We start from the raw sequence: 20,315 nt of genomic DNA on the forward strand, positions 1-20,315 counted from the left end.
TTAGCCGACAGGGGCCGGGGCAGGGGTCAGCACGGCGCGGATCGCGGCCTCGTCGATATCGTCATGTTCGGCAATCACGACCAGACGCCCCTGACGCGGCTCATCACCTTTCCACGGGCGGTCATATTGATGCCGCACCCGCGCGCCGACCGCCTGCACCAGCAGCCGCATCGGCTTGCCGGTAATGGCGGCATAGCCCTTGACCCGCAGGATATTCTGACGCTGCGCCAGTTCAGTGACGCGGGCGACCAGTTCGGCGGGATCCGTAAGTTCGGGAATGGCGATCACGACACTTTCGAAATCGTCGTGCTCGTGATCCTCGGCCCCGTCGTGATGCGAGGGTCGCGCGGCCAGGTCATCCTCGGCCGCCGCGCCAAGGCCCAGGATGACACGGGGATCGACCGTGCCCTCGGCCACCTCGATGATCGGCAACGGGCGGGGCAGTTCGGCATTGATCAGCGCCTTGGCCTGCGCCACGCCATCCGCGCCCGCCAGATCGGGCTTGGTCAGCAGGATGATATCGGCGCAGGCGATCTGATCCTCGAACACCTCGGACAGCGGGGTTTCGTGATCAAGACTGTCGTCCGCCAGCCGCTGCCGGTCCACCGCCGCCACGTCGGGCGCGAAACGGCCCGCCGCCACCGCCTCGGCATCGGCCAGCGCAATGACGCCATCGACCGTGATCCGGCTGCGGATATCGGGCCAGTCAAAGGCCTTGAGCAGCGGTTTCGGCAGCGCCAGCCCCGAGGTCTCGATCAGGATGTGATCGGGGCGCGGATCCAGCGCCATCAGCGCTTCGATCGTGGGAATGAATTCATCGGCAACAGTGCAGCAGATACAGCCATTGGCCAGTTCGACGATGTTCTCCTCGGGGCAGCCGGGGATGGCGCAGCCCTTCAGGATATCGCCGTCCACGCCGACATCGCCGAATTCATTGACCACGACCGCCAGCCGCTTGCCGCCGGGATTTTGCATCAGCTTGCCGATCAGGGTCGTCTTGCCCGATCCCAGAAATCCGGTGATGACGGTGACGGGGATCTTTTCGAGATTGCTCATTCAGGTGCTCTCCATCGGGGGAATTCGGGCGATACAGTTCTTGCGGAAATGTTCGGGGCGTTCGCGCCAGGGGACCAGCCCGTCAGGTGCCGCGCGATAGGCGGCAGCGCCCTGACAGATTGTCTGCAGATGGGCATCGGCATCAAGATCGCCGTAGATATAGGTCCAGCGGCCCGCGCCGCGCAGCGCCACCGTGCAGCCGCGCGCGCAATTCGACATGCATTCGACCGGCGTGATCGTCACGCCCGGCAGCGACACCTGTCGCAGAGCCTGCATCAGCAGATTGCCCGGGCGATCCGCCGCGCCGTCGTCACCTTCGCCATGACGACAACGGGTGCAGACCAGCAATTCGACCTGTGATTGCGCCGTTGTCACGCAAACCCCATCACTTCGGGGGCAGGGGGTGGCAAGGCGAATGCGCGGCCAGAACGCCACGCGCCCGACACCGGATCACCCCGCCCGGTTTCATTCGTCGCGCTGGCAGGTCTCCCGGCTTGCGGATATCAAGGCACAGCCTTGGCGGTCATCCTTCCTTCCCAGCCTGTTCGGGCCAGTGGGTTCCTGGATGACCTTTCCGGTCACGGTCGCGGGGGCGGCTGCAATTCGGCGCGGGCCGTGGCACGAACCTCTTGCATTCCCTTTTCACCTGTTGACACAGGCACCAGCTGCGCCGATATGGTCAGCCCGCGCCAAGCCTGTCAAGCCGAAAGGAAACCGGAATGGATGAGGCCGCCCGTCGTCACAATGAAAAGATGAAACGCATCAAGGCGGCGCGCGACCGGATGATGCAGGACAAGACCGAGGAAAAAGGTCTGATCATCGTTCATACCGGGGCGGGGAAGGGCAAGTCATCCTCTGGTTTCGGGATGATCATGCGCTGCATCGCCCATCGGATGCCCTGCGCGGTGGTGCAGTTCATCAAGGGCACCTGGCAGACCGGCGAGCGGCAATTGCTGGAAGAAAAATTCGCCGACGAGTGCCGGTTTTTTGTATCTGGAGAAGGGTTTACATGGGAAACCCAGGATCGCGACCGCGATATCGCCGCAGCCCGCCACGGCTGGGAGCTTGCCAAGGCGCAGATCCGCGATCCTGCCATCCGCTTCGTGTTGCTGGACGAAATCAATATCGCGCTGCGCTATGATTATCTGGATATCGAGGAGGTCGTCGATGTCCTGCTGACCGAAAAGCCGCCGATGACGCATGTCTGCCTGACCGGGCGCAATGCAAAACAGGAGCTGATCGAGGCCGCGGATCTGGTGACCGAGATGAGCCTGATCAAACATCCGTTCCGCGACGGCATCAAGGCGCAGCAGGGCGTGGAATTCTGATCCATCCAAAACCGCAATAATCAGTATTATGGAACATAAATCCAAAATGCGTCCCGATACTTGCGCCTGTGGCGGCTTTCCCCGACAGTCCGGCGCATGGAACGACATGGAGGCATGTAATGGCTGTATCGCCGCCCGTTTGCGATTTTGGCGCGCCCTGGCATGATTTCGCGCTGCCGGGCACCGATGGCCGGATCTATCGGCTTGAGGATGTCACGGGTCCGCGTGGCACGCTGGTGATGTTCATCTGCAATCACTGTCCCTATGTGCAGTCGATCATCGACCGCATTGTCCGCGACGCGGCGCAGATGCAGCGCGCCGGTATCGGCGTGGTGGCAATCTCGGCCAATGATGTGGCGGATTATCCGCAGGACGGCCCGCAGCAGATGAAGACCGAGGCCGCGCGCCACGGCTTTACCTTTCCGTATCTTTATGACGAGACGCAGGACGTGGCCAAAGCCTATGGCGCGGAATGCACGCCGGATTTCTTTGGCTATAACGCGGATGGTGAACTCCAATATCGCGGCCGCTTCGACGCCTCGGCCAGACGCGCCGGACCCGCGGATGCGCGGCCCGAACTGCTGCAAGCGATGCTGCGCATTGCGGAAACCGGTAATGGACCAGAAAATCAAATACCGTCAATGGGTTGTTCGATAAAATGGAAAACGACATGAATGTCTGTGCGGCACCCTGCCCGGTCGTCTTTGACCTTGACGGCACGCTGATCGACAGCGCGCCCGACATTCATGCCAGCGTCAATATCGCGCTGCGGGACCATCATCAGCCTCTGCTGACGCTGCTTCAGGTGCGCGGATTTATTGGAGGTGGTGTCGAGGTTTTATGGCGCAACATATGGAACGCATTGGAAATTTCAGATTCCGGTTTGCAGAAGGATCTGATGACGGCCTTTATGGCGCGATATGAGGATGCAACCCGGCTGACGCAGCTTTATCCCGGTGTTCGCACGGCGCTGGAGACACTGGCAGATCGCGGGCATCCGCTGGGCATCTGCACGAACAAGCCCCTGACACCGACACTTAACGTGCTGGCGCATTTCGGCATGGACCAGGTCTTCGGCACCGTGATCGGCGGCGACTCTCTGCCACAGAAAAAGCCCGATCCCGCGCCCCTGCTTCGGGCGCTGACCGATCTGGGCAGCCATCCCGACCAGCCGCGCGGCATCTTTGTCGGCGACAGCGAATTCGACGCGGCCACGGCGGCGGCAGTGCCGGTGCCGCTGATGCTGTTCACCCAGGGCTATCGCCATACGCCGGTCGAAGATCTGCCGCATCGCGCTGCCTTCGATGATTTCGCCGATCTTCCCGCGCTGGTTGAAATGGCGCAAGGCGTCTGATTTAAGGCGATCTGGACGCAAAGGGCTGGCATCAGCGGCCCGCGCGTGACATTTCTGCGTATCAGACGTTGTTTACTATTCGCAAAGGGCCCGTCATGGATCTTCGTCAACTCAGCCCCGATCTTGCCGTTTCCCCCCAGATCCTGCCCGAGGATGTGCCGCTGCTGGCCGAGGCCGGGTTCAAGACGCTGATCAACAACCGCCCCGATGATGAGGTCGATGCGACCATCGATCACCAGCGGATGCAGGCCGCCGCCGCAGAGGCCGGGATGGAGTATCACTATCTGCCCTTCTCGCCCGGGCAGGTGACGCCGGAACTGATCGAGGGCTATGCCAAGGCGCTGACCGGTGCGCGCCCGGTCGTGGCCTATTGTCGTTCGGGCAACCGCTCGACGGTGCTGTGGGCGCTGGCAAATGCCGGTCGTCTGCCACAGGACGACCTGCTCAAGACCGCTGCCGAGGCCGGATATGATCTGACCCCGGTGCTGCCGCTGATCGCCTCATTGGCGAACCGATAGGCGCGGATCAGGCGGGCACGTCCAAAGCGCGTTTGACATTGGAGGTCCAGCCCAGCAGGCGCTGATCCCCGGCAATGATCGCGGGACGCTTCATCACGCTGGGCTTTTCCCCCATCATCGCGACCGGATCGGCGGCGCGTTCCTGGTCCGACATGCCGCGCCAGGTCAGGCTGGCCCGATTGATGATCTTTTCCCCGAATTCATCGGCCAGCTGCTGACGTTCCTCGCCCGTCAGGGGCTCTTTCTGGACATCGCGGAAATCCACGCTCCAGCCATGTTCCTCCAGCGCCTTTTGCGCCTTCTGACAGGTCGAGCAATGCGCAAGACCGAACATTTTCAAATTCTTCGCCATAATATCCTCGAATATTTCTATATCAGATGAACGGCACCAGCGGCACACCGCAGGCAGAGAGGGTCAGCAGCGCGGCAAGGGCAAGGAACAGTCGCATCGGATTTCCTGTGGATGGGATTCTGCGTGATCCTGTCCGTTATCCAGACCCCTGCCCCCATGCACAAGTCAGAAATCGGCATCCGGCGCGTGGCGATGCAGGCGCTTGCGGATCTGGCGCATCGACCACCAGACCGCCAGCACCACCAGCGGGGTCAGACCGGCGATCAGATAGGATTTATCCACCGACAGCCTGGCCGCCAGCGGATAGAGCGCATAGGACAGCAGCCCGACCGCGTAATAGCTGATCGCCACAACCGACAGCCCTTCGACCGTGTGTTGCAGGCGCAATTGCAGATCGGCGCGGCGATCCATGCGGGTCATCAATTCCTGATTCTGCGCGGATCGTTCCACATCGACCCGCGTGCGCAGCAGTTCTGCCGCCCGCGTCGTGCGTTCCAGCATCGACCGCAGACGCGCCTCGGCCGAAGCTGTCGTCCGCATCGCGGGCAGATAGCGGCGGCGCATGAATTCGGTCAGCATCTGGCGGCCCATGAAGCGGGTTTCGCGCAGCGCCTCGATCCGGTCGGTGACGATGGCCTGATAGGCCGCCGTGGCCCCGAAGCGAAATGAATGCTGCACCGCCTGCGCCTCCAATTGGGCCGAGACTGACAGCAGATCGTGCAGCACGGCCTCTCCGGGGCGGGTTTCGTCATTCATCCCCTCGACGATGGCGGTCAGCCTGACCTCCAGCTCATTCAGGCGGCGGGTCAGTTCGCGCGCGCGGCCAAGGCCCAGCATGGACATGGCGCGATAGGTCTCCAACTCGACCAGCCGGTGCACCAGCCTGCCTGTCCGGCCCGGACCGACGCCCGGACGCACGAACATGGCAAAGCGCATCCAGCCATTGGCGTCGATGCGAAAATCGGTGGCGATCATCGCTGCCTCTTCCAGCACCCAGACGGCGGTCAGGCTGTCGGGCGCGAACCAGTCGGCGATCTGGGCCAGCGCATCGGCAGGATCGTCGGGCAGCAGATCGACCTGCACCATCACCGCCGCGACCCGCTTCCCCGGCGCCTGCAATTGCCATTCCTTGGGAAAGATCGCCGCCGCACTGGGATCGAAGGGCCGGATCGGCAGGCCCGAGGTCGTCGCCATATAGGTCACGAATTCGGTGTGGCTTTCCCATTTCAGCGCGTGCCTGCCCAGTTGGCCCTGATAATGGCTGTCATCGGGGTCGGGGCGCGGCCCGCCATGCCGCGTGGTCAGTTCCGACAGATGCGCCATATCGTGGCTGTGGGCGCGGTTCGCCGCGCCGCGCAATTCCTTGAAAGCCACGAAAACGGTGGTGGATGGCGCAGAGATACGCGGCGAGGGCCGCGCATGCAGTTCGTTCACCAGCTCATAGCGCTGCGGATGTTCGGTGGCTGGTCCCACGCCTTCCCCCTGTCAGTGACGTTTTGTAAAGCTGATATACAGCACGCCGCCCAGTACCGCACCTATCAGCCAGCCGAAACCCGACAGCGCCTGCAGGGCGGGCAGCCAGACCGTGCCGACCGAAAACAGCGCCGCCAGACCGACGGCCAGAAGCGCGCGCTTGTTCCAGCCCTGTTCATAGTGATACCGGCCCTGCGGGTCGGCGCTGAACAGATCCGGCAGGGCCAGCTCGCGTTTCTGCACGATGTAGTAATCGGCGATCAGGATGCCGTAAAGCGGCGCCAGGATCGCGCCCAGCGTATCGACAAATCCCGCGATCCCGATTTTCGAGATCAGCGAGACCCACAGCGCCCCGATCACGAAGGCAATGGCGGCGGTGATCAGCCCGCCCTGCTTGGCCGAGATCCGGTCAGGCGCCATATTGCTGATATCATAGGCGGCGGGGATGAAATTGGCGACCAGATTGATCCCGACCGTCGCCGCGAAAAAGGTCAGCGCGGCCAGCAGCGTCAGACCCAGATTATCGACGCGGGCGACGATCTGGGTCGGATCGGTCAGACGCTCTCCGAACAGCACCACGGCGCCTGCGGTGATGAACAGCGCGATGAAGGAAAAGAACGCCATCGAAACCGGCAGCCCCCAGAAATTCCCCTTGCGCATCTGCGCCTCGGTTTTCACGAAGCGAGAGAAATCGCCGAAATTGATCACCACCGCCGCGAAATAGGCGACCATGGTGCCGACCACGGCGACAAAGCCCGCGATCGTGCTGCGATCGCTGTCGCCGCCCTGAAAGATGGTCCCGATCTCGGTCCAGATGCCATTCCCGGCCTGCCACCAGATCATCAGCGCCAGCGCGATCATCACCAGATAGACGAAGGGTCCGGCCCAGTTCAGGAATTTGCCGACCCATTCGATGCCCATCAGGAACAGGCCGATCTGAAAGCCCGCGACGATGATATAGGCGATCCAGTCAACCCCGCCGAGGCCCAGAAAGCCGCCTGCCCCGTCGCCGGTCATCTCGATCCCGAACAGCGCCCGCAGCGCCAGCGCCACGGCGGTCGAGGCGAAATAGGTCTGCACCCCGTACCAGAAGATCGCGACGATGCCCCGGATCAGCGCCGGAAACCGCGCCCCCCGCACCCCCATCGAGGCCCGCGCCATCACCGCATAGGGAATGCCATAGCGGACCGAGGGGCGCCCCGACAGGTTCACCAGCCACATCACCAGAACGCCCGACAGCACGATGGCGGCAAAGGTCAGCCAGCCATTCAGCCCGTAGGACAGAAACAGCGATGCCGCCAGCGTATAGCCGAACAGGCTTTGGATGTCGTTGTTCCAGACGTTGAAGATCTCGAAAGCGCCCCAACTTCGCTTTTCTTGCGGGATCGGTGCCAGATCTTCGTTGTAAAGCGAGGAATCGCCGCCAGTGACCTGGCCGGTGTGAGGTGGTTGCATGGCTGTCTGTCCCTGAAAATATCCCTGTCGATGTCAGCCTGTCCTGTTGCCCGTGACAAGATTTCGGCAGTGAAACAGTCGGTTGCGGCGCGGATCGTGGCGGTTTCGATGACAAGAATGGCTTACTGCCGCTTTTGCAGGCAAGCCCAAAATGAAACGGGGCCGCATAGTGGCGGCCCCGTTCCCGATCCTGTCGCAGGCCTTAATCGACCATCGGCAGCAGCTTGTTGACGCTGTCCTTGGCATCGCCATAGAACATGCGCGTATTCTCTTTGAAGAACAGCGGGTTCTCGATGCCCGAATAGCCGGTGCCCTGCCCGCGCTTGCTGACGAAGACCTGCTTGGCTTTCCAGACTTCCAGAACCGGCATCCCGGCAATCGGGCTGTTCGGATCGTCCTGCGCGGCCGGGTTCACGATGTCGTTCGAGCCGATGATGATGACCACATCCGTATTCGGGAAATCGTCGTTGATCTCATCCATTTCCAGCACGATGTCATAGGGCACCTTGGCTTCGGCCAGCAGCACGTTCATGTGGCCCGGCAGACGTCCGGCGACCGGATGAATGGCAAAGCGCACCTCTTTCCCGGCGGCGCGCAGCTTGCGCACCAGTTCGCTGACGGCCTGCTGCGCCTGCGCCACGGCCATGCCATAGCCCGGCACGATGATGACGCTGTCGGCCTCGTTCAGCGCGGTGGCCACGCCATCGGCGTCGATGGCGACCTGTTCGCCCTCGATCTCGGCCGCAGGGCCGGTTTCACCGCCAAAGCCGCCAAGGATCACCGAAACGAAGTTCCGGTTCATCGCCTTGCACATGATATAGGACAGGATCGCACCGGAAGAGCCGACCAGCGCGCCGGTCACGATCAGCAGATCGTTGGACAGCGTGAAACCGATCATCGCCGCGGCCCAGCCGGAATAGCTGTTCAGCATGGACACCACGACCGGCATATCCGCCCCGCCAATGCCCATGATCAGGTGATAGCCGATGAAGAAGGCCAGCAGCGTGATCAGGATCAGCCACAGGATCGCCGGACCGACGCCCGTGCAGTACAGGATGCCCAGCAGCACCGACAGCGCCAGCGCGCCTGCATTCAGCATATGGCCGCCCGGCAGCTTCTTGGGCTTGCCATCGACCCTGCCCGCCAGTTTGCCAAAGGCCACGACCGAGCCGGTAAAGGTTACAGCGCCGATGAAGATGCCCAGGAAGACCTCGATCTTCAGCATGGCGATCTCGGCCGGGGTCTTATGCGCCAGGATGGCGGCAAAGCCGGTGAATTCCTGCACGACGCCCTCGGCGCGGGCACGCATCACGCGGCCCAGTTCGATCTGGGCGTTGAAGCCGACAAAGACGGCTGCCAGACCGACAAGGCTGTGCATGGCCGCGACAAGCTGCGGCATCTCGGTCATCTGGACGCGCTTGGCCACGACCCAGCCGATGGCGCCGCCAATGGCGATCATCACGACCGACAGCAGCCAGTTGCCCGCGCCCGGTCCGAACAGCGTTGCCAGCACGGCCAGCGCCATCCCGACGATACCGTACCAGATGGCGCGCTTGGCGCTTTCCTGTCCCGAAAGTCCACCCAGAGACAGGATGAACAGGACCGAGGCGACCACATAGGCCGCAGTGGTAAATCCGTATTCCATCACCCTCTCCTTTTACGACTTCTGGAACATTGCCAGCATGCGGCGGGTGACCAGGAAGCCACCAAAGATATTCACCGAGGCCATCAGCACGGCCAGCGCGGCCAGCAACACCACCCAGAAAGAGCCCGAGCCGATCTGGATCAGCGCGCCCAGAATGATGATCGAGCTGATCGCATTGGTGATCGCCATCAGCGGCGTATGCAGCGAATGGGCGACGTTCCAGATCACCCGGAAGCCGACGAAACAGGCCAGAACGAAGACGATGAAATGCGACATGAAGCTGGCCGGGGCGACCAGACCGATCAGCAGAAGCAGCAGACCGCCGACACCCAGCATCAGGAATTGCTGCCTGGTTTCGGCCTTGAAGGCAGCGACCTCCTGCGCCTTGCGTTCCTCGGGCGTCAGCTCTTTCTTCTTTTCCTTCGGCTTTTGCGCCGCGATGGCCGCGACCTTTGGCGGCGGCGGCGGGAAGGTGACCGCCTTGTCATGGGTCACGGTCGCGCCACGGATCACGTCATCTTCCATGTTATGCTCGATGACGCCGTCCTTCTTGGGCGTCAGATCGGCCATGAAATGGCGGATGTTATTGCCGTAAAGCTCGGATGCCTGGGCGCCCATGCGCGATGCAAAATCGGTATAGCCGATGATGATGACGCCGTTTTCGGTCACGAAACGCTCATCCGGGATGGTCAATTCGCAATTGCCGCCCTTTTCGGCGGCCAGATCCACGATGACGCTGCCGGGCTTCATCGCCTCGACCATGTCCTTGGTCCACAGCTTGGGCGCGTCGCGGCCCGGGATCAGCGCGGTGGTGATGACCACATCCATCTGCGGGGCCAGCTCGCGGAATTTCTCCAGCTGCTTTTCGCGGAATTCGGGGCTGGAGGGGGCCGCATAGCCGCCCGTGGCCGCGCCATCCTGCGATTGCTCTTCGAAATCCAGATAGACGAATTCCGCGCCCATCGATTCGATCTGCTCGGCCACTTCGGGCCGCACGTCAAAGGCATAGACCTGCGCGCCCAGGCTGGTTGCCGTGCCGATCGCGGCCAGACCGGCCACACCCGCACCCACGACCAGAACCTTGGCCGGCGGCACCTTGCCCGCGGCAGTCACCTGACCGGTAAAGAAACGCCCGAAATTATTCGCGGCCTCGATCACCGAGCGATAGCCCGCGATATTGGCCATCGAGGACAGCGCGTCCATCTTCTGCGCACGGCTGATGCGGGGCACCATGTCCATGGCAACGGCGGTGACGCCCTGATCCTTGGCGACTTCCAGCAATTCGGCGCTTTGGGCCGGATAGAAGAACGAGATCAGCGTCTGGCCGTCGCGCATCTGGCGCAGCTCATCCTCGGATGGCTGGCGCACCTTGGCGACCACATCCGTATTGGCGATCAGATCCGCCGCCGAGCCCTCGACCGTTACGCCGGCCTTGCGATAATCCTCATCCGAGAAGCCGGATTTTTCGCCGGCGCCGCTTTCGACAAAGACCTCGTGCCCAAGTTTCTGAAGATGCCCGGCAGACGAGGGCGTAATCGCGACCCGCGCTTCGCCGTCATAGCTTTCCTTCAATGCGCCAATCTTCATGGCCCAATTGTCCCCCATTTTGCTGTTCAGCCGCTGGATGCATAGCACCGCGCAATAATCTTTCACAAGTCCATGTCAAAAAAGAAACGGATCAATCGCGCGGTTTGACGCGGCGACATAAGAAAACCGCCCGGAGCCTGCGCCCCGGGCGGTTCATGTCATTGTCCGATCAGTGGATCAGTTGGCCGGTGCGGTGGTGTTTTCACCTTCGACCGAGATCGCGCTGTCCAGGGATTCTGCGGCATCGTTGACCGCATTGCCAACCGCATCAGCGGCATCCGAGGCGGCTTCGGTGGCGGCATCGGCCGCGTTCGAGGCTGCGGTGCCAACGGCATCGGCGACCGAACCTGCGGTTTCGGCGGCGCTGTCCATGGCGTTCTCGGTGGCGGTGCCGGCGTCTGACGCGGCCTCGGCGGCGCTGTCAACGGCGCTCTCGGTCGCGGCTGCGGCGTCGTCGGCTGCATCCTGCGCGGTTTCGGCGGCCGAGTCAGCGGCAGCTTCGGCTTCGGTGGCAACGCTGTCGGCGGCGGCTTCGGCGTCGTTCATCGCCTCTTCGGCAGCGGCTTCGACTTCCGCGGTGGCGTCTTCGGTCGCGGCTTCTGCATCGGCGGCGGCATTCTCGGCTGCGGCCTCTGCTTCTGCTGCGGTGCTTTCGACGGCGGCTTCGGCGTCAGCGGCAGTTTCCTCGGCGGCGTTTTCGACGTCGGCGGCAGCTTCTTCTGCTTCGGTGGTGGTGGTCACGGTGGTGGTATCACCTTCGACCGCGACCTCATCGTCATTCCCCATGAAGCGGGTCAGGGCGAAATAGGCCAGCGCCAGGGCCAGCAGGATCCCGATGATCAGCGGCAGGGGGGACGAACGGCGCTCGACCGGCTCGACATAGGTTTCCTTCGGCGCAGCCGGATCCTGCTCGGCAGGTTTGGTGCGGTTCGGATCGTTCGGATCATAGGTCATTTCTGCCCTCCAAATATTCGTTCTCAGACGCCGGTTTAGCATCGTTTTCGAAGCAATCCAGCCCCGTAGCACGCAGAAACAGCGGCCAGGTCACAACTGAACGGCCCGTCTTGCGACCCGGCTCTCACGCGACTAACACTCCTTAACAGTTCGGGTTCCTTGATCCGAACAGGTTTTTTCCGCCGGAGGACGACATGACCCAGGAGACCCGTCAGATTGTGCAATATCTTGCCGATTACCGACCCTATCCCTTCCTTCTGTCCGAGACCCGGCTGGATTTCACGCTGATCCCCGATGCAACCCGCGTGAAGGCGGTTCTGTCGCTGGCCCCGCGCGACCCCGACACCCCCGAGGATCTGGTGCTGGATGGCGGTGCCGGGCTGAAGCTGATCGCGCTGACGGTGAACGGGCAGAAGCCCGATCCGGCCCATGTCAGCCGCGAAGAGGAACGCCTTGTCATCGCCGCCGCCGCCCTGCCCCGCAGCGCCTTCACGCTGGAAACCGAGGTGCAGATCGACCCGGCCGCGAATACCACATTCGAGGGGCTTTACATGTCGGGCGGCATGTTCTGCACCCAATGCGAGGCCGAAGGCTTTCGCCACATTACCTTCTATCCCGACCGCCCCGATGTCATGGCCACCTTCCGCGTCACCATCCGCAGCGATCGCAAGGTGCTGCTGTCGAACGGCAACCCGGTCGGACAGGCGCAGGGTATGGCCGAATGGCACGACCCCTGGCCCAAACCCTCATATCTGTTCGCGCTGGTCGCGGGCGATCTGGTGTCGATCAGCGACAGCTTTACCACCATGTCGGGCCGCAAGGTCGATCTGAACATCTGGGTTCGTCCCGGCGATCAGGATCGCGCGGATTACGCCATGGAATCGCTGATCCGCTCGATGAAATGGGACGAAGAGGTCTATGGCCGCGAATATGATCTGGATGTGTTCAACATCGTCGCGGTCGATGATTTCAACATGGGTGCGATGGAAAACAAGGGGTTGAACATCTTCAACTCGAAGCTGGTCCTGGCCTCGCCCGAGACGGCGACCGATACGGATTACGAGCGGATCGAAGGCGTGATCGCGCATGAATATTTCCACAACTGGACGGGCAACCGGATCACCTGCCGCGACTGGTTCCAACTATGCCTGAAAGAGGGGCTGACCGTCTTTCGCGATCAGCAATTCACCAGCGACATGCGCAGCGCCCCGGTCAAGCGGATCGAGGATGTGCAGGCCCTGCGCGCCCGCCAGTTCCGCGAGGATGCAGGCCCGCTGGCCCATCCGCCGCGCCCCGATCATTACGAGGAAATCAACAATTTCTACACCGCCACCGTCTATGAAAAAGGGGCCGAGGTCATCGGCATGCTGAAACGGCTGGTGGGCGATGCGGGCTATGCCAAGGCGCTGGATCTGTATTTTGACCGCCACGACGGCGATGCCGCCACGATCGAGGACTGGTTACAGGTCTTCGAAGATGCGACCGGCCGCGATCTGGCGCAGTTCAAGCGGTGGTATGTCGATGCGGGCACGCCCCATCTGGATATGGTCGAGCAATGGTCCGCCGATGATGCGGGCGGCCGCCTGACCCTGACCTTCACCCAAGAGACCGCGCCGACGCCCGGCCAGCCCGACAAGCCCGCCCGCGTCATCCCGATTGCTGTCGGCCTGATCGGCCCCAATGGCGATGAGGTTCTGCCGACCCGGATCCTGGAAATGACGCAGCCGCAGCAAAGCTTCGATTTCGAGGGGTTGGGCGCGCGTCCCGTGGTCTCGGCACTGCGCGACTTCTCGGCCCCGGTGATCCTGACGCGACGGATCGACGATGCGACCCGCGCCTTTCTGCTGGCCCATGACACCGACCCCTTCGCCCGGTGGGAGGCCGGCCGGGAACTGGCCATGACCGCGCTGGTGTCGCTGTCGCAGGGGCAGCCCGGCGGCGATGATTACGTCACCGCCATTGGCGAGCTGATCGCCGATGACAGCGCCGATCCGGCCTTCCGGGCGCTGTGCCTGAACCTGCCCGGCGACGAAGAGATCGCCACCCGCGTCTTTTCGCTTGGGCTGACCCCGGATCCCGATGCGATCCATGCCGCGCGTCAGGATCTGGCGCGGCGGATCGCCCAGACGCATCAGGATCTGCTGGCGCGGATCTATGACCGGATGCAGGTCACGGGCCCCTATGCGCCCGATGCCGAGGGCTCGGCCCGCCGCGCGTTGCGGATCGCGGCGCTTGGTCTGCTGAACCGCATCGACGGTGGCCAGCGTGCGCAGGTGCTGTTCGGCACCGCCGGCAACATGACCGAGCGGATGGCCGCCCTTGCCTGCCTGATCCGCCTTGGTCTGGGCGACGACGCGCTGGCGATCCTGCATCAGGAATTTCAGGATAACCGGCTGGTCATGGACAAGTGGTTCTCGGTCCAGCCGATGGCGGCGCCACCCGACAGCGCGGTGGCGATTGCGCGCGATCTGGCGGCGCGACCGGATTTCGAATGGAAGAACCCGAACCGGTTCCGCGCCCTGATCGGCGGTTTCGCGGCCAATCACGCGGCCTTTCACGCCAAGGACGGGGCGGGCTATGATTTCGTCGCCGACTGGATCATGCGGATGGATCCGGTCAATCCGCAGATCGCGGCGCGGATGTCCTCGCTGTTCGAAACCTGGCCGCGTTATGACGCCGCACGCCGGGAAAAGGCGCTGGCGGCGCTGGAACGGATCGCCGCGCTTGACGGGCTCAGCCGCAACACCCGCGAGATGGTCTCGCGGATGATTGCCGCAGGCGCATAAGCCGCTTGAGCTTGTCCGGGGCGCAGGGCAGGATCGAGCCGATGAACAGCAAGACCGAAGATGCCAGGGCCGAAATGCAGGCCAGACTGGACCCGCTGATCGCCGAGCGGGCGCCCTGGCTGTTTTCCGGCAAATTGCACCATCGCCTTGCGCGTCAGGTGATGATGCGGCTGCTGCGCTATCCGCGCACGCTGGACCTGGGCGCCGAGGTGAAGGACCTGCCCACGTCCGAGATCATGCGCCGGATCTCGGACCTGATGGTGCGCGACGTGCGGGTCGAGGGGATGGAACATATCCCGGCCTCCGGTCCCGCGCTGATCGTGTCGAACCATCCGACCGGCATTGCCGATGGCATCGTCATGCACACGCTGGTGTCGGAATTGCGCGACGATCTGTTCATCTATGCCAATCACGACATGATCCGCGTCCTGCCTCAAACGGCGGAACTGATTGCCGGGGTGGAATGGCGCCTTGAAAAGCGCAGCCATGCCAAGACGCGCGCGACGATGGATTACACGAAAGAGGCGCTTGGCGCGGGCCGGATCGGGCTGATCTTTCCGGCTGGCCGACTGGCCAAGCGGCGGGGGCTGAAATTGCATGAACGCCCCTGGATGGCCAGCGCGGCGATGATCGCGCGCAAATTCGGGGTGCCGGTCATCCCGCTGCATATCCGTGCGCGCAATTCGGCGCTGTTCTATGCGCTGGATGCGATCCATCCGACCCTGCGCGATGTGACGCTGTTCAATGAGGTTCTGAACAAGCACCGCCAGCCCTATAGGATCACCATCGGGCAGCCCATCGACCCGACCTCGCTGCCCAGAAGCAGCGAAGAGGCCATCGCCCTGCTGCGCGACAGGACGCTGGCCCTGCCCGCGCCCGGACCCGATGCCGCCCGCCTGACCCGCAGCCGTTCCGGCCCAAGGCTGGTGCCGGGGGCAAAGAAAATCGCCTGAGGCGTCTTCGCGGGCCGATCAGCCTCCGCTGCGGTCCAGATGGCCCAGCGGGCGATCCGGGGCGATCCTGTCGCGAATGGTCTGTTTCAGCACGCGGATCTCGGGGAAGCCGCCATCGGTTTTGCGGTCCCAGATCTGCACCCCTTCCAGCGCGATCCGGAAGACGCCGCCGGAATCGTCGGGGATCAGCGTCACGCGAAGATCGCTGCCGAAGGTGGACAGGCATTCCTGTGCGTACCAGCCCGCCCGCAACAGCCAGTTGCAGCCGGTGCAGTAGGTGATGTCCAGATGATGGGCCATGTCAGACCGCCATATCGTCGCGATGAACCAGCGCGGCACGGCCGGCATAGCCCAGAATGGTTTCGATTTCGGCCGAGTGATGGCCCGCGATCCGGCGCGCCTCGGCGCCGGTATAGCGGCTGAGACCCGTGGCCAGTGTCTCACCCTGCGGGCCGATGATGGCCACCGGATCGCCGCGCCCGAAATCGCCGGTCACCTGACGCACCCCCGCAGGCAACAGCGATTTCCCACGCTGCAGGGCATGGGCCGCGCCCTCATCCACGACCAGATTGCCCTTGGGCTTCATCGCGGCGATCCAGCGCTTGCGCGCAAGCTGCGGATCGCTTTCGGGCAGGAACCAGCTGCTGCGCGCGCCATTGGCCACCGCCGAGAGCGGCCGCAGGACCGAGCCTTCGGCAATGGCCATGGCGCAGCCCCCGGCGACGGCCGTGCGTGCCGCCATCAGCTTGGTCTTCATCCCGCCCTTGCTGAGACCCGAGACCGGATCCCCGCCCATCGCCTCGATCTGCGGGGTCAGCTGCGCGATCACGGGCAGGTGCTGCGCTGTCGGGTCGGTCTTGGGATTGGCGGTATACAGCCCGTCCACATCCGACAGCAGCAGCAACTGATCGGCGCCGCAGGTCACGGCGATCTGCGCCGCAAGCCGGTCATTGTCGCCATAGCGGATCTCATCCGTGGCGACGGTGTCATTTTCATTGACGATCGGCACGGTGCCAAGCGCCAGCAGGGTCTGCATGGTCGCGCGGCTGTTCAGATAGCGGCGGCGGTCGGCGCTGTCTTCCAGTGTCAGCAGAACCTGCGCGGTGGTGACGCCATGCGGGGTCAGCGCCTCTTCATAGGCGCGCGCCAGCCGGATCTGCCCGACCGCCGCCGCAGCCTGCGCCTGTTCCAGCGGCAAAGCGCCCTCGGGAAGGCCCAGCACCCGGCGGCCAAGCGCGATCGAGCCGGAGGACACCAGAACCACATCGGTCCCACCCTTGCGCCAGTCCGCCACATCGTCGCACAGCGCCTGCAGCCAGTCGCGCCGCAACCCGTCGGCATCGACCAGCAGGGCCGAGCCGATCTTGATGACCAGCCGCCGCGCGCGGGTCAGATCGGGGGCTAGGGCTGCCATGGGGTATCGGCTGCCTTGTCGTCGATGATACGCCGCGTCGGCTCGATCTTGGACCAGAGCGCGCGCAACACCTCGGTCACGCCCTGTTTCGCAACGCCGGACATCAGAAGCACGGGGGTGCCGATCTCGGCCTCCAGCGCGGCCTGACGTTCGGCGATGGTGTCGTCGTCCAGCGCGTCGATCTTGTTCAGCGCGGTAATGCGCGGCTTGGACATCAGGACCGGCGAATAGGCGGCCAGTTCGGTCAGCACCGTGCGGGCATCGCCCGCCACATCCTCGGACGTGCCGTCAATCAGGTGCAGCAGCACCGCGCAGCGTTCGATATGGCCCAGAAAGCGGTCCCCGATCCCCCTGCCCTCGCTGGCCCCTTCGATCAGGCCCGGAATATCGGCCAGCACGAATTCATGCCCGTCAACGCCGACGACGCCCAGATTGGGATGCAGGGTGGTAAAGGGATAATCCGCGATCTTGGGCCGCGCATTCGACACCGCCGCAAGGAAGGTGGACTTGCCGGCATTGGGCAGGCCCAGCAACCCGCCATCGGCGATCAGCTTCAGCCGCAGCCAGATCGTCCGTTCCACCCCCGGCTGCCCGGGATTGGCATTGCGCGGCGCGCGATTGGTCGAGGATTTGAAATGCAGGTTGCCCCAGCCGCCATTGCCGCCACGCGCCAGCAGGACACGCTGTCCGGCCTCGGTCAGATCGGCGATGACGGTCTCTTCATCCTCTTCCAGGATTTCCGTGCCGACCGGTACTTTCAGAACGATATCGTCGCCCGATTTCCCGGTCATCTGGCTGCCCATGCCATGCTGCCCGGATTTCGCGAAGAAATGCTGCTGATAGCGGAAGTCGATCAGCGTGTTCAGCCCCTCGACCGCCTCGGCCCAGACATCGCCGCCCTTGCCGCCATCGCCGCCATCGGGGCCGCCATATTCGATGAATTTCTCGCGCCGGAACGAGACAGAGCCGGCCCCTCCTCCGCCCGAGCGGATATAGACTTTGGCGAGGTCAAGAAATTTCATCGGGGCGGCTCCTTTTAAAGGGATGCGATACGCGTCACGGGGCAAATTCGCAAGGGCGGGGCATGTGCTGAAATCCGCCCATCGGGGGGCGATTCTAAACATTTGATTGCCAGATCCGTCAAAACGGGGTCATTGCCGCGATCACGGGCATGTTACGCCCGCCGTTATTAGGAGTATTCTGTATGTCCAGCAAGGCAATGGCCGAATTCATCGGCACATTCATTCTGGTTTTCTTCGGTGTTGGTTCAGCCGTTCTGATGGGCGCCGAGATCGGCTTCCACGGGATCGCCCTGGCCTTCGGGCTGTCCATCGTCGCCGCCGCCTACGGCTTTGGCGTGATCTCGGGCGCGCAGCTGAACCCGGCAGTGTCGCTGGGCTTTCTGACCTCGGGCCGGCTGAGCATGGCCGAGTTCCTGGTCTACTGTGTCGCACAAATCCTGGGGGCCATCGCGGCCGCCGGCGTCATCTATGTCATCGCATCCGGCAAGGCCGACTATTCGCTGGTCGAAAACGGTCTGGGCCAGAATGGCTGGGGCGCGGGTTACAATGGCGGCTACAACCTGAATTCGGCGCTGATCTTCGAATTCGTCGCCACCTTCCTGTTCGTCACCGTGATCCTTGGTGCCACGCAAAGCGATGCGCCGCTGGGCTTTGGCGGTCTGGCCATCGGTCTGACGCTGACCGGCATCCATCTGGTCGGCATCGATGTGACCGGCGTGTCGGTGAACCCGGCCCGTTCGATCGCGCCGGCGCTGTTCGTGGGCGGTCAGGCGATGGAGCAGTTGTGGCTGTTCATCGCCGCCCCGCTGGCGGGCGGGCTGCTGGCCGGCGTGCTGCATGGCGCGGGCATCACCCGCTCTCCGCACGTCCGCTAAAACCGGCGCTTTGCGTCCGGGCCGCGCCCTTCTGGGGGCGCGGCCCTTTTACAATGCGGCCCGCGCCCCTAGATGAATGGGCAGGAGGCCGCCATGATCCAATTCGACAACAGCTATGCCCGCCTGCCCGAAGGTTTCTTCGCCCGCGTCACCCCCACCCCGGTTGCCGAGCCGCATCTGCTGGCGCTGAATGCGCCGCTGGCCACGCGATTGGGGCTGGATGCCGACTGGCTGCAAAGCCCCGAGGGTGTCGCGATGCTGTCAGGCAATGGCCTGCCCGAAGGCGCCGATCCCATTGCTCAGGCCTATGCCGGCCACCAGTTCGGCGGCTTCGTGCCGCAACTGGGCGATGGCCGCGCCGTTCTGCTGGGAGAGGTGATCGCCCCCGACCGCGCGCGCTTCGATATCCAGTTGAAGGGCAGCGGCCCGACCCCGTTTTCGCGTCGGGGCGACGGGCGCGCCTGGATGGGGCCTGTGCTGCGCGAATATCTGGTCAGCGAATTCATGCATGCCATGGGCGTCCCGACGACACGCGCGCTGGCTGCCGTGTCGACCGGCGAAACCGTCTGGCGCGAAAACCGCCTGCCCGGCGCGGTGCTGACCCGCGTGGCCGCCAGCCATATCCGCGTCGGCACATTCCAGTATTTCGCCGTACGCGGCAATGAACAGGCGCTGCGGGAGTTGACGGATTATGTCATCCAGCGGCATTATCCCGCCGCGAATGGTCCGCTGTCTCTTCTGGATCACGTGGTCGCGCGGCAGGCGGAAACCATCGCGCAATGGATGGCGCTTGGCTTTATCCACGGGGTGATGAACACCGATAATATGGCGATCTCGGGCGAGACGATCGATTACGGGCCTTGTGCCTTCATGGATGGCTATCACCCGAACAAGGTGTTTTCCTCGATCGACGTAAAGGGACGCTATGCCTGGGCGCAGCAGCCGCAGATCGCGGTCTGGAACCTGGCGCAATTCGCCACCTGCCTGATCCCGCTGATGGGCGAACATAATGCCGCGGTCGAGGCCGCGACGAAATCCGTGCATCATTTCGCGCCGCTTTATCAGGCCGCGTGGCTGCGCCGCTTTGGCGAAAAGCTGGGTCTGGCCGGATCCGACAGGATCCTGCCCATGTCCGAGGCGCTGCTGACGCTGATGGCGCAGCAGGATGCCGATTTCACCCGCGTCTTTGCGGGCTTGTCGGATGGCAGCGCGCGCGATGAATTCCGCGACCCGGCGGCCTTTGACAGCTGGGCAACGGATTGGCGGGCGCTGAACCCCGATCCGGAACTGCTGGCCCATGCCAACCCCGTGCGCATCCCGCGCAACCACCGGATCGAAGAGATCATCGCCTCGGCCGTGGCGGGGGATCTCGCGCCCTTCAACCGGCTGTTCGCGGCGGTGACACATCCGCGTGAGGCGTTGGCCGAATGGGATGATCTGGCTCAGCCTCCGAAACCGGATGAGGTTGTCAGACAGACATTTTGCGGGACATAAAGCCTAAGGCGGCGATCTGACCGCCACGCCGTTGACCGCAAGGATTGCC

19 protein-coding genes and 1 riboswitch are annotated in these 20,315 nt (G+C 63.5%); of the genes, 8 read left to right on the forward strand and 11 right to left on the reverse strand.

From position 1 onward, the window contains the following. Entirely contained in the window at positions 1 to 1,056 is a 1,056-nt protein-coding gene (gene cobW / locus JHX87_RS03525; RefSeq protein ID WP_271882393.1) for a cobalamin biosynthesis protein CobW, read from the reverse strand. Then, positions 1,057 to 1,431, reverse strand: a complete 375-nt coding sequence (locus JHX87_RS03530) for a DUF1636 domain-containing protein (protein WP_271882395.1) — start codon at positions 1,429 to 1,431, stop codon at positions 1,057 to 1,059. Positions 1,432 to 1,518: 87 nt separating this feature from the next. Then, positions 1,519 to 1,738, reverse strand: a riboswitch (cobalamin riboswitch). 37 nt (positions 1,739 to 1,775) lie between these two features. Between JHX87_RS03530 and cobO the strand changes: the two genes are divergently transcribed. The 4 genes from cobO (at position 1,776) to JHX87_RS03550 (ending at position 4,256) form a co-directional block, all read left to right on the forward strand. Further along, complete coding sequence (cobO, locus tag JHX87_RS03535) at positions 1,776 to 2,384, forward strand: cob(I)yrinic acid a,c-diamide adenosyltransferase (protein ID WP_271882397.1); 609 nt, start codon at positions 1,776 to 1,778, stop codon at positions 2,382 to 2,384. Positions 2,385 to 2,503: 119 nt separating this feature from the next. After that, positions 2,504 to 3,058, forward strand: a complete 555-nt coding sequence (locus JHX87_RS03540; RefSeq protein WP_271882399.1) for a thioredoxin family protein — start codon at positions 2,504 to 2,506, stop codon at positions 3,056 to 3,058. Continuing rightward, complete coding sequence (gph, locus tag JHX87_RS03545) at positions 3,055 to 3,738, forward strand: phosphoglycolate phosphatase (protein WP_271882401.1); 684 nt, start codon at positions 3,055 to 3,057, stop codon at positions 3,736 to 3,738. The genes JHX87_RS03540 and gph overlap by 4 nt, the downstream gene beginning before the upstream one ends. Before the next feature lie 95 nt (positions 3,739 to 3,833). Beyond that, complete coding sequence (locus tag JHX87_RS03550; RefSeq protein ID WP_271882403.1) at positions 3,834 to 4,256, forward strand: protein tyrosine phosphatase family protein; 423 nt, start codon at positions 3,834 to 3,836, stop codon at positions 4,254 to 4,256. Between the two features lie 7 nt (positions 4,257 to 4,263). On the opposite strand, the gene JHX87_RS03555 is transcribed toward JHX87_RS03550, so the two are convergent. The 6 genes from JHX87_RS03555 to JHX87_RS03580 all read right to left on the reverse strand — a co-directional run bounded on the left by JHX87_RS03555 (position 4,264) and on the right by JHX87_RS03580 (position 11,722). Next, the gene (locus JHX87_RS03555) at positions 4,264 to 4,608 is read right to left on the reverse strand and encodes an arsenate reductase family protein (protein ID WP_271882405.1); all 345 of its coding nucleotides are present in this window, start codon (positions 4,606 to 4,608) and stop codon (positions 4,264 to 4,266) included. Between the two features lie 165 nt (positions 4,609 to 4,773). After that, positions 4,774 to 6,081, reverse strand: coding sequence for a DUF3422 family protein (locus tag JHX87_RS03560; protein ID WP_271882407.1), 1,308 nt, complete (start codon positions 6,079 to 6,081; stop codon positions 4,774 to 4,776). 12 nt (positions 6,082 to 6,093) lie between these two features. After that, positions 6,094 to 7,536, reverse strand: a complete 1,443-nt coding sequence (locus JHX87_RS03565; RefSeq protein WP_271882409.1) for an NCS1 family nucleobase:cation symporter-1 — start codon at positions 7,534 to 7,536, stop codon at positions 6,094 to 6,096. A gap of 202 nt (positions 7,537 to 7,738) precedes the next feature. Then, positions 7,739 to 9,181, reverse strand: coding sequence for an NAD(P)(+) transhydrogenase (Re/Si-specific) subunit beta (locus JHX87_RS03570; protein ID WP_271882411.1), 1,443 nt, complete (start codon positions 9,179 to 9,181; stop codon positions 7,739 to 7,741). Between the two features lie 12 nt (positions 9,182 to 9,193). Further along, the gene (locus tag JHX87_RS03575; protein ID WP_271882412.1) at positions 9,194 to 10,768 is read right to left on the reverse strand and encodes a Re/Si-specific NAD(P)(+) transhydrogenase subunit alpha; all 1,575 of its coding nucleotides are present in this window, start codon (positions 10,766 to 10,768) and stop codon (positions 9,194 to 9,196) included. Positions 10,769 to 10,945: 177 nt separating this feature from the next. Next, a complete protein-coding gene (locus JHX87_RS03580; protein WP_271882413.1) occupies positions 10,946 to 11,722 on the reverse strand; it encodes a hypothetical protein in 777 nt (258 codons plus the stop codon). Between the two features lie 194 nt (positions 11,723 to 11,916). On the opposite strand from JHX87_RS03580, the gene pepN reads away from it, so the two are divergent. Together pepN and JHX87_RS03590 are read left to right on the forward strand one after the other, a co-directional pair. Further along, a complete protein-coding gene (pepN, locus tag JHX87_RS03585; protein WP_271882415.1) occupies positions 11,917 to 14,508 on the forward strand; it encodes an aminopeptidase N in 2,592 nt (863 codons plus the stop codon). A gap of 41 nt (positions 14,509 to 14,549) precedes the next feature. Next, complete coding sequence (locus tag JHX87_RS03590; RefSeq protein WP_271882416.1) at positions 14,550 to 15,461, forward strand: lysophospholipid acyltransferase family protein; 912 nt, start codon at positions 14,550 to 14,552, stop codon at positions 15,459 to 15,461. An 18-nt stretch (positions 15,462 to 15,479) separates the two neighbouring features. On the opposite strand, the gene JHX87_RS03595 is transcribed toward JHX87_RS03590, so the two are convergent. Genes JHX87_RS03595 through obgE form a run of 3 tightly spaced genes read right to left on the reverse strand, consistent with a single transcriptional unit; the run spans position 15,480 to position 17,897 of the window. Beyond that, positions 15,480 to 15,761 (reverse strand): Rdx family protein, encoded by a 282-nt coding sequence (locus JHX87_RS03595; protein ID WP_271882417.1) that lies wholly within the window; start codon positions 15,759 to 15,761, stop codon positions 15,480 to 15,482. A 1-nt stretch (position 15,762) separates the two neighbouring features. Next, on the reverse strand, positions 15,763 to 16,875 hold the full coding sequence (gene proB, locus JHX87_RS03600) for a glutamate 5-kinase (RefSeq protein WP_271882419.1): 1,113 nt from the start codon (positions 16,873 to 16,875) through the stop codon (positions 15,763 to 15,765). Further along, on the reverse strand, positions 16,863 to 17,897 hold the full coding sequence (gene obgE / locus JHX87_RS03605; RefSeq protein ID WP_271882421.1) for a GTPase ObgE: 1,035 nt from the start codon (positions 17,895 to 17,897) through the stop codon (positions 16,863 to 16,865). The genes proB and obgE overlap by 13 nt, the downstream gene beginning before the upstream one ends. A 182-nt stretch (positions 17,898 to 18,079) precedes the next feature. On the opposite strand from obgE, the gene JHX87_RS03610 reads away from it, so the two are divergent. Together JHX87_RS03610 and JHX87_RS03615 are read left to right on the forward strand one after the other, a co-directional pair. Further along, the gene (locus tag JHX87_RS03610; RefSeq protein ID WP_271882423.1) at positions 18,080 to 18,772 is read left to right on the forward strand and encodes an aquaporin; all 693 of its coding nucleotides are present in this window, start codon (positions 18,080 to 18,082) and stop codon (positions 18,770 to 18,772) included. Between the two features lie 93 nt (positions 18,773 to 18,865). Next, the gene (locus tag JHX87_RS03615) at positions 18,866 to 20,266 is read left to right on the forward strand and encodes a protein adenylyltransferase SelO (RefSeq protein WP_271882425.1); all 1,401 of its coding nucleotides are present in this window, start codon (positions 18,866 to 18,868) and stop codon (positions 20,264 to 20,266) included. The last annotated feature ends 49 nt before the right edge of the window (positions 20,267 to 20,315 follow it).

It is taken from the genome of Paracoccus fistulariae (assembly GCF_028553785.1).
Taxonomy (GTDB): domain Bacteria; phylum Pseudomonadota; class Alphaproteobacteria; order Rhodobacterales; family Rhodobacteraceae; genus Paracoccus; species Paracoccus fistulariae.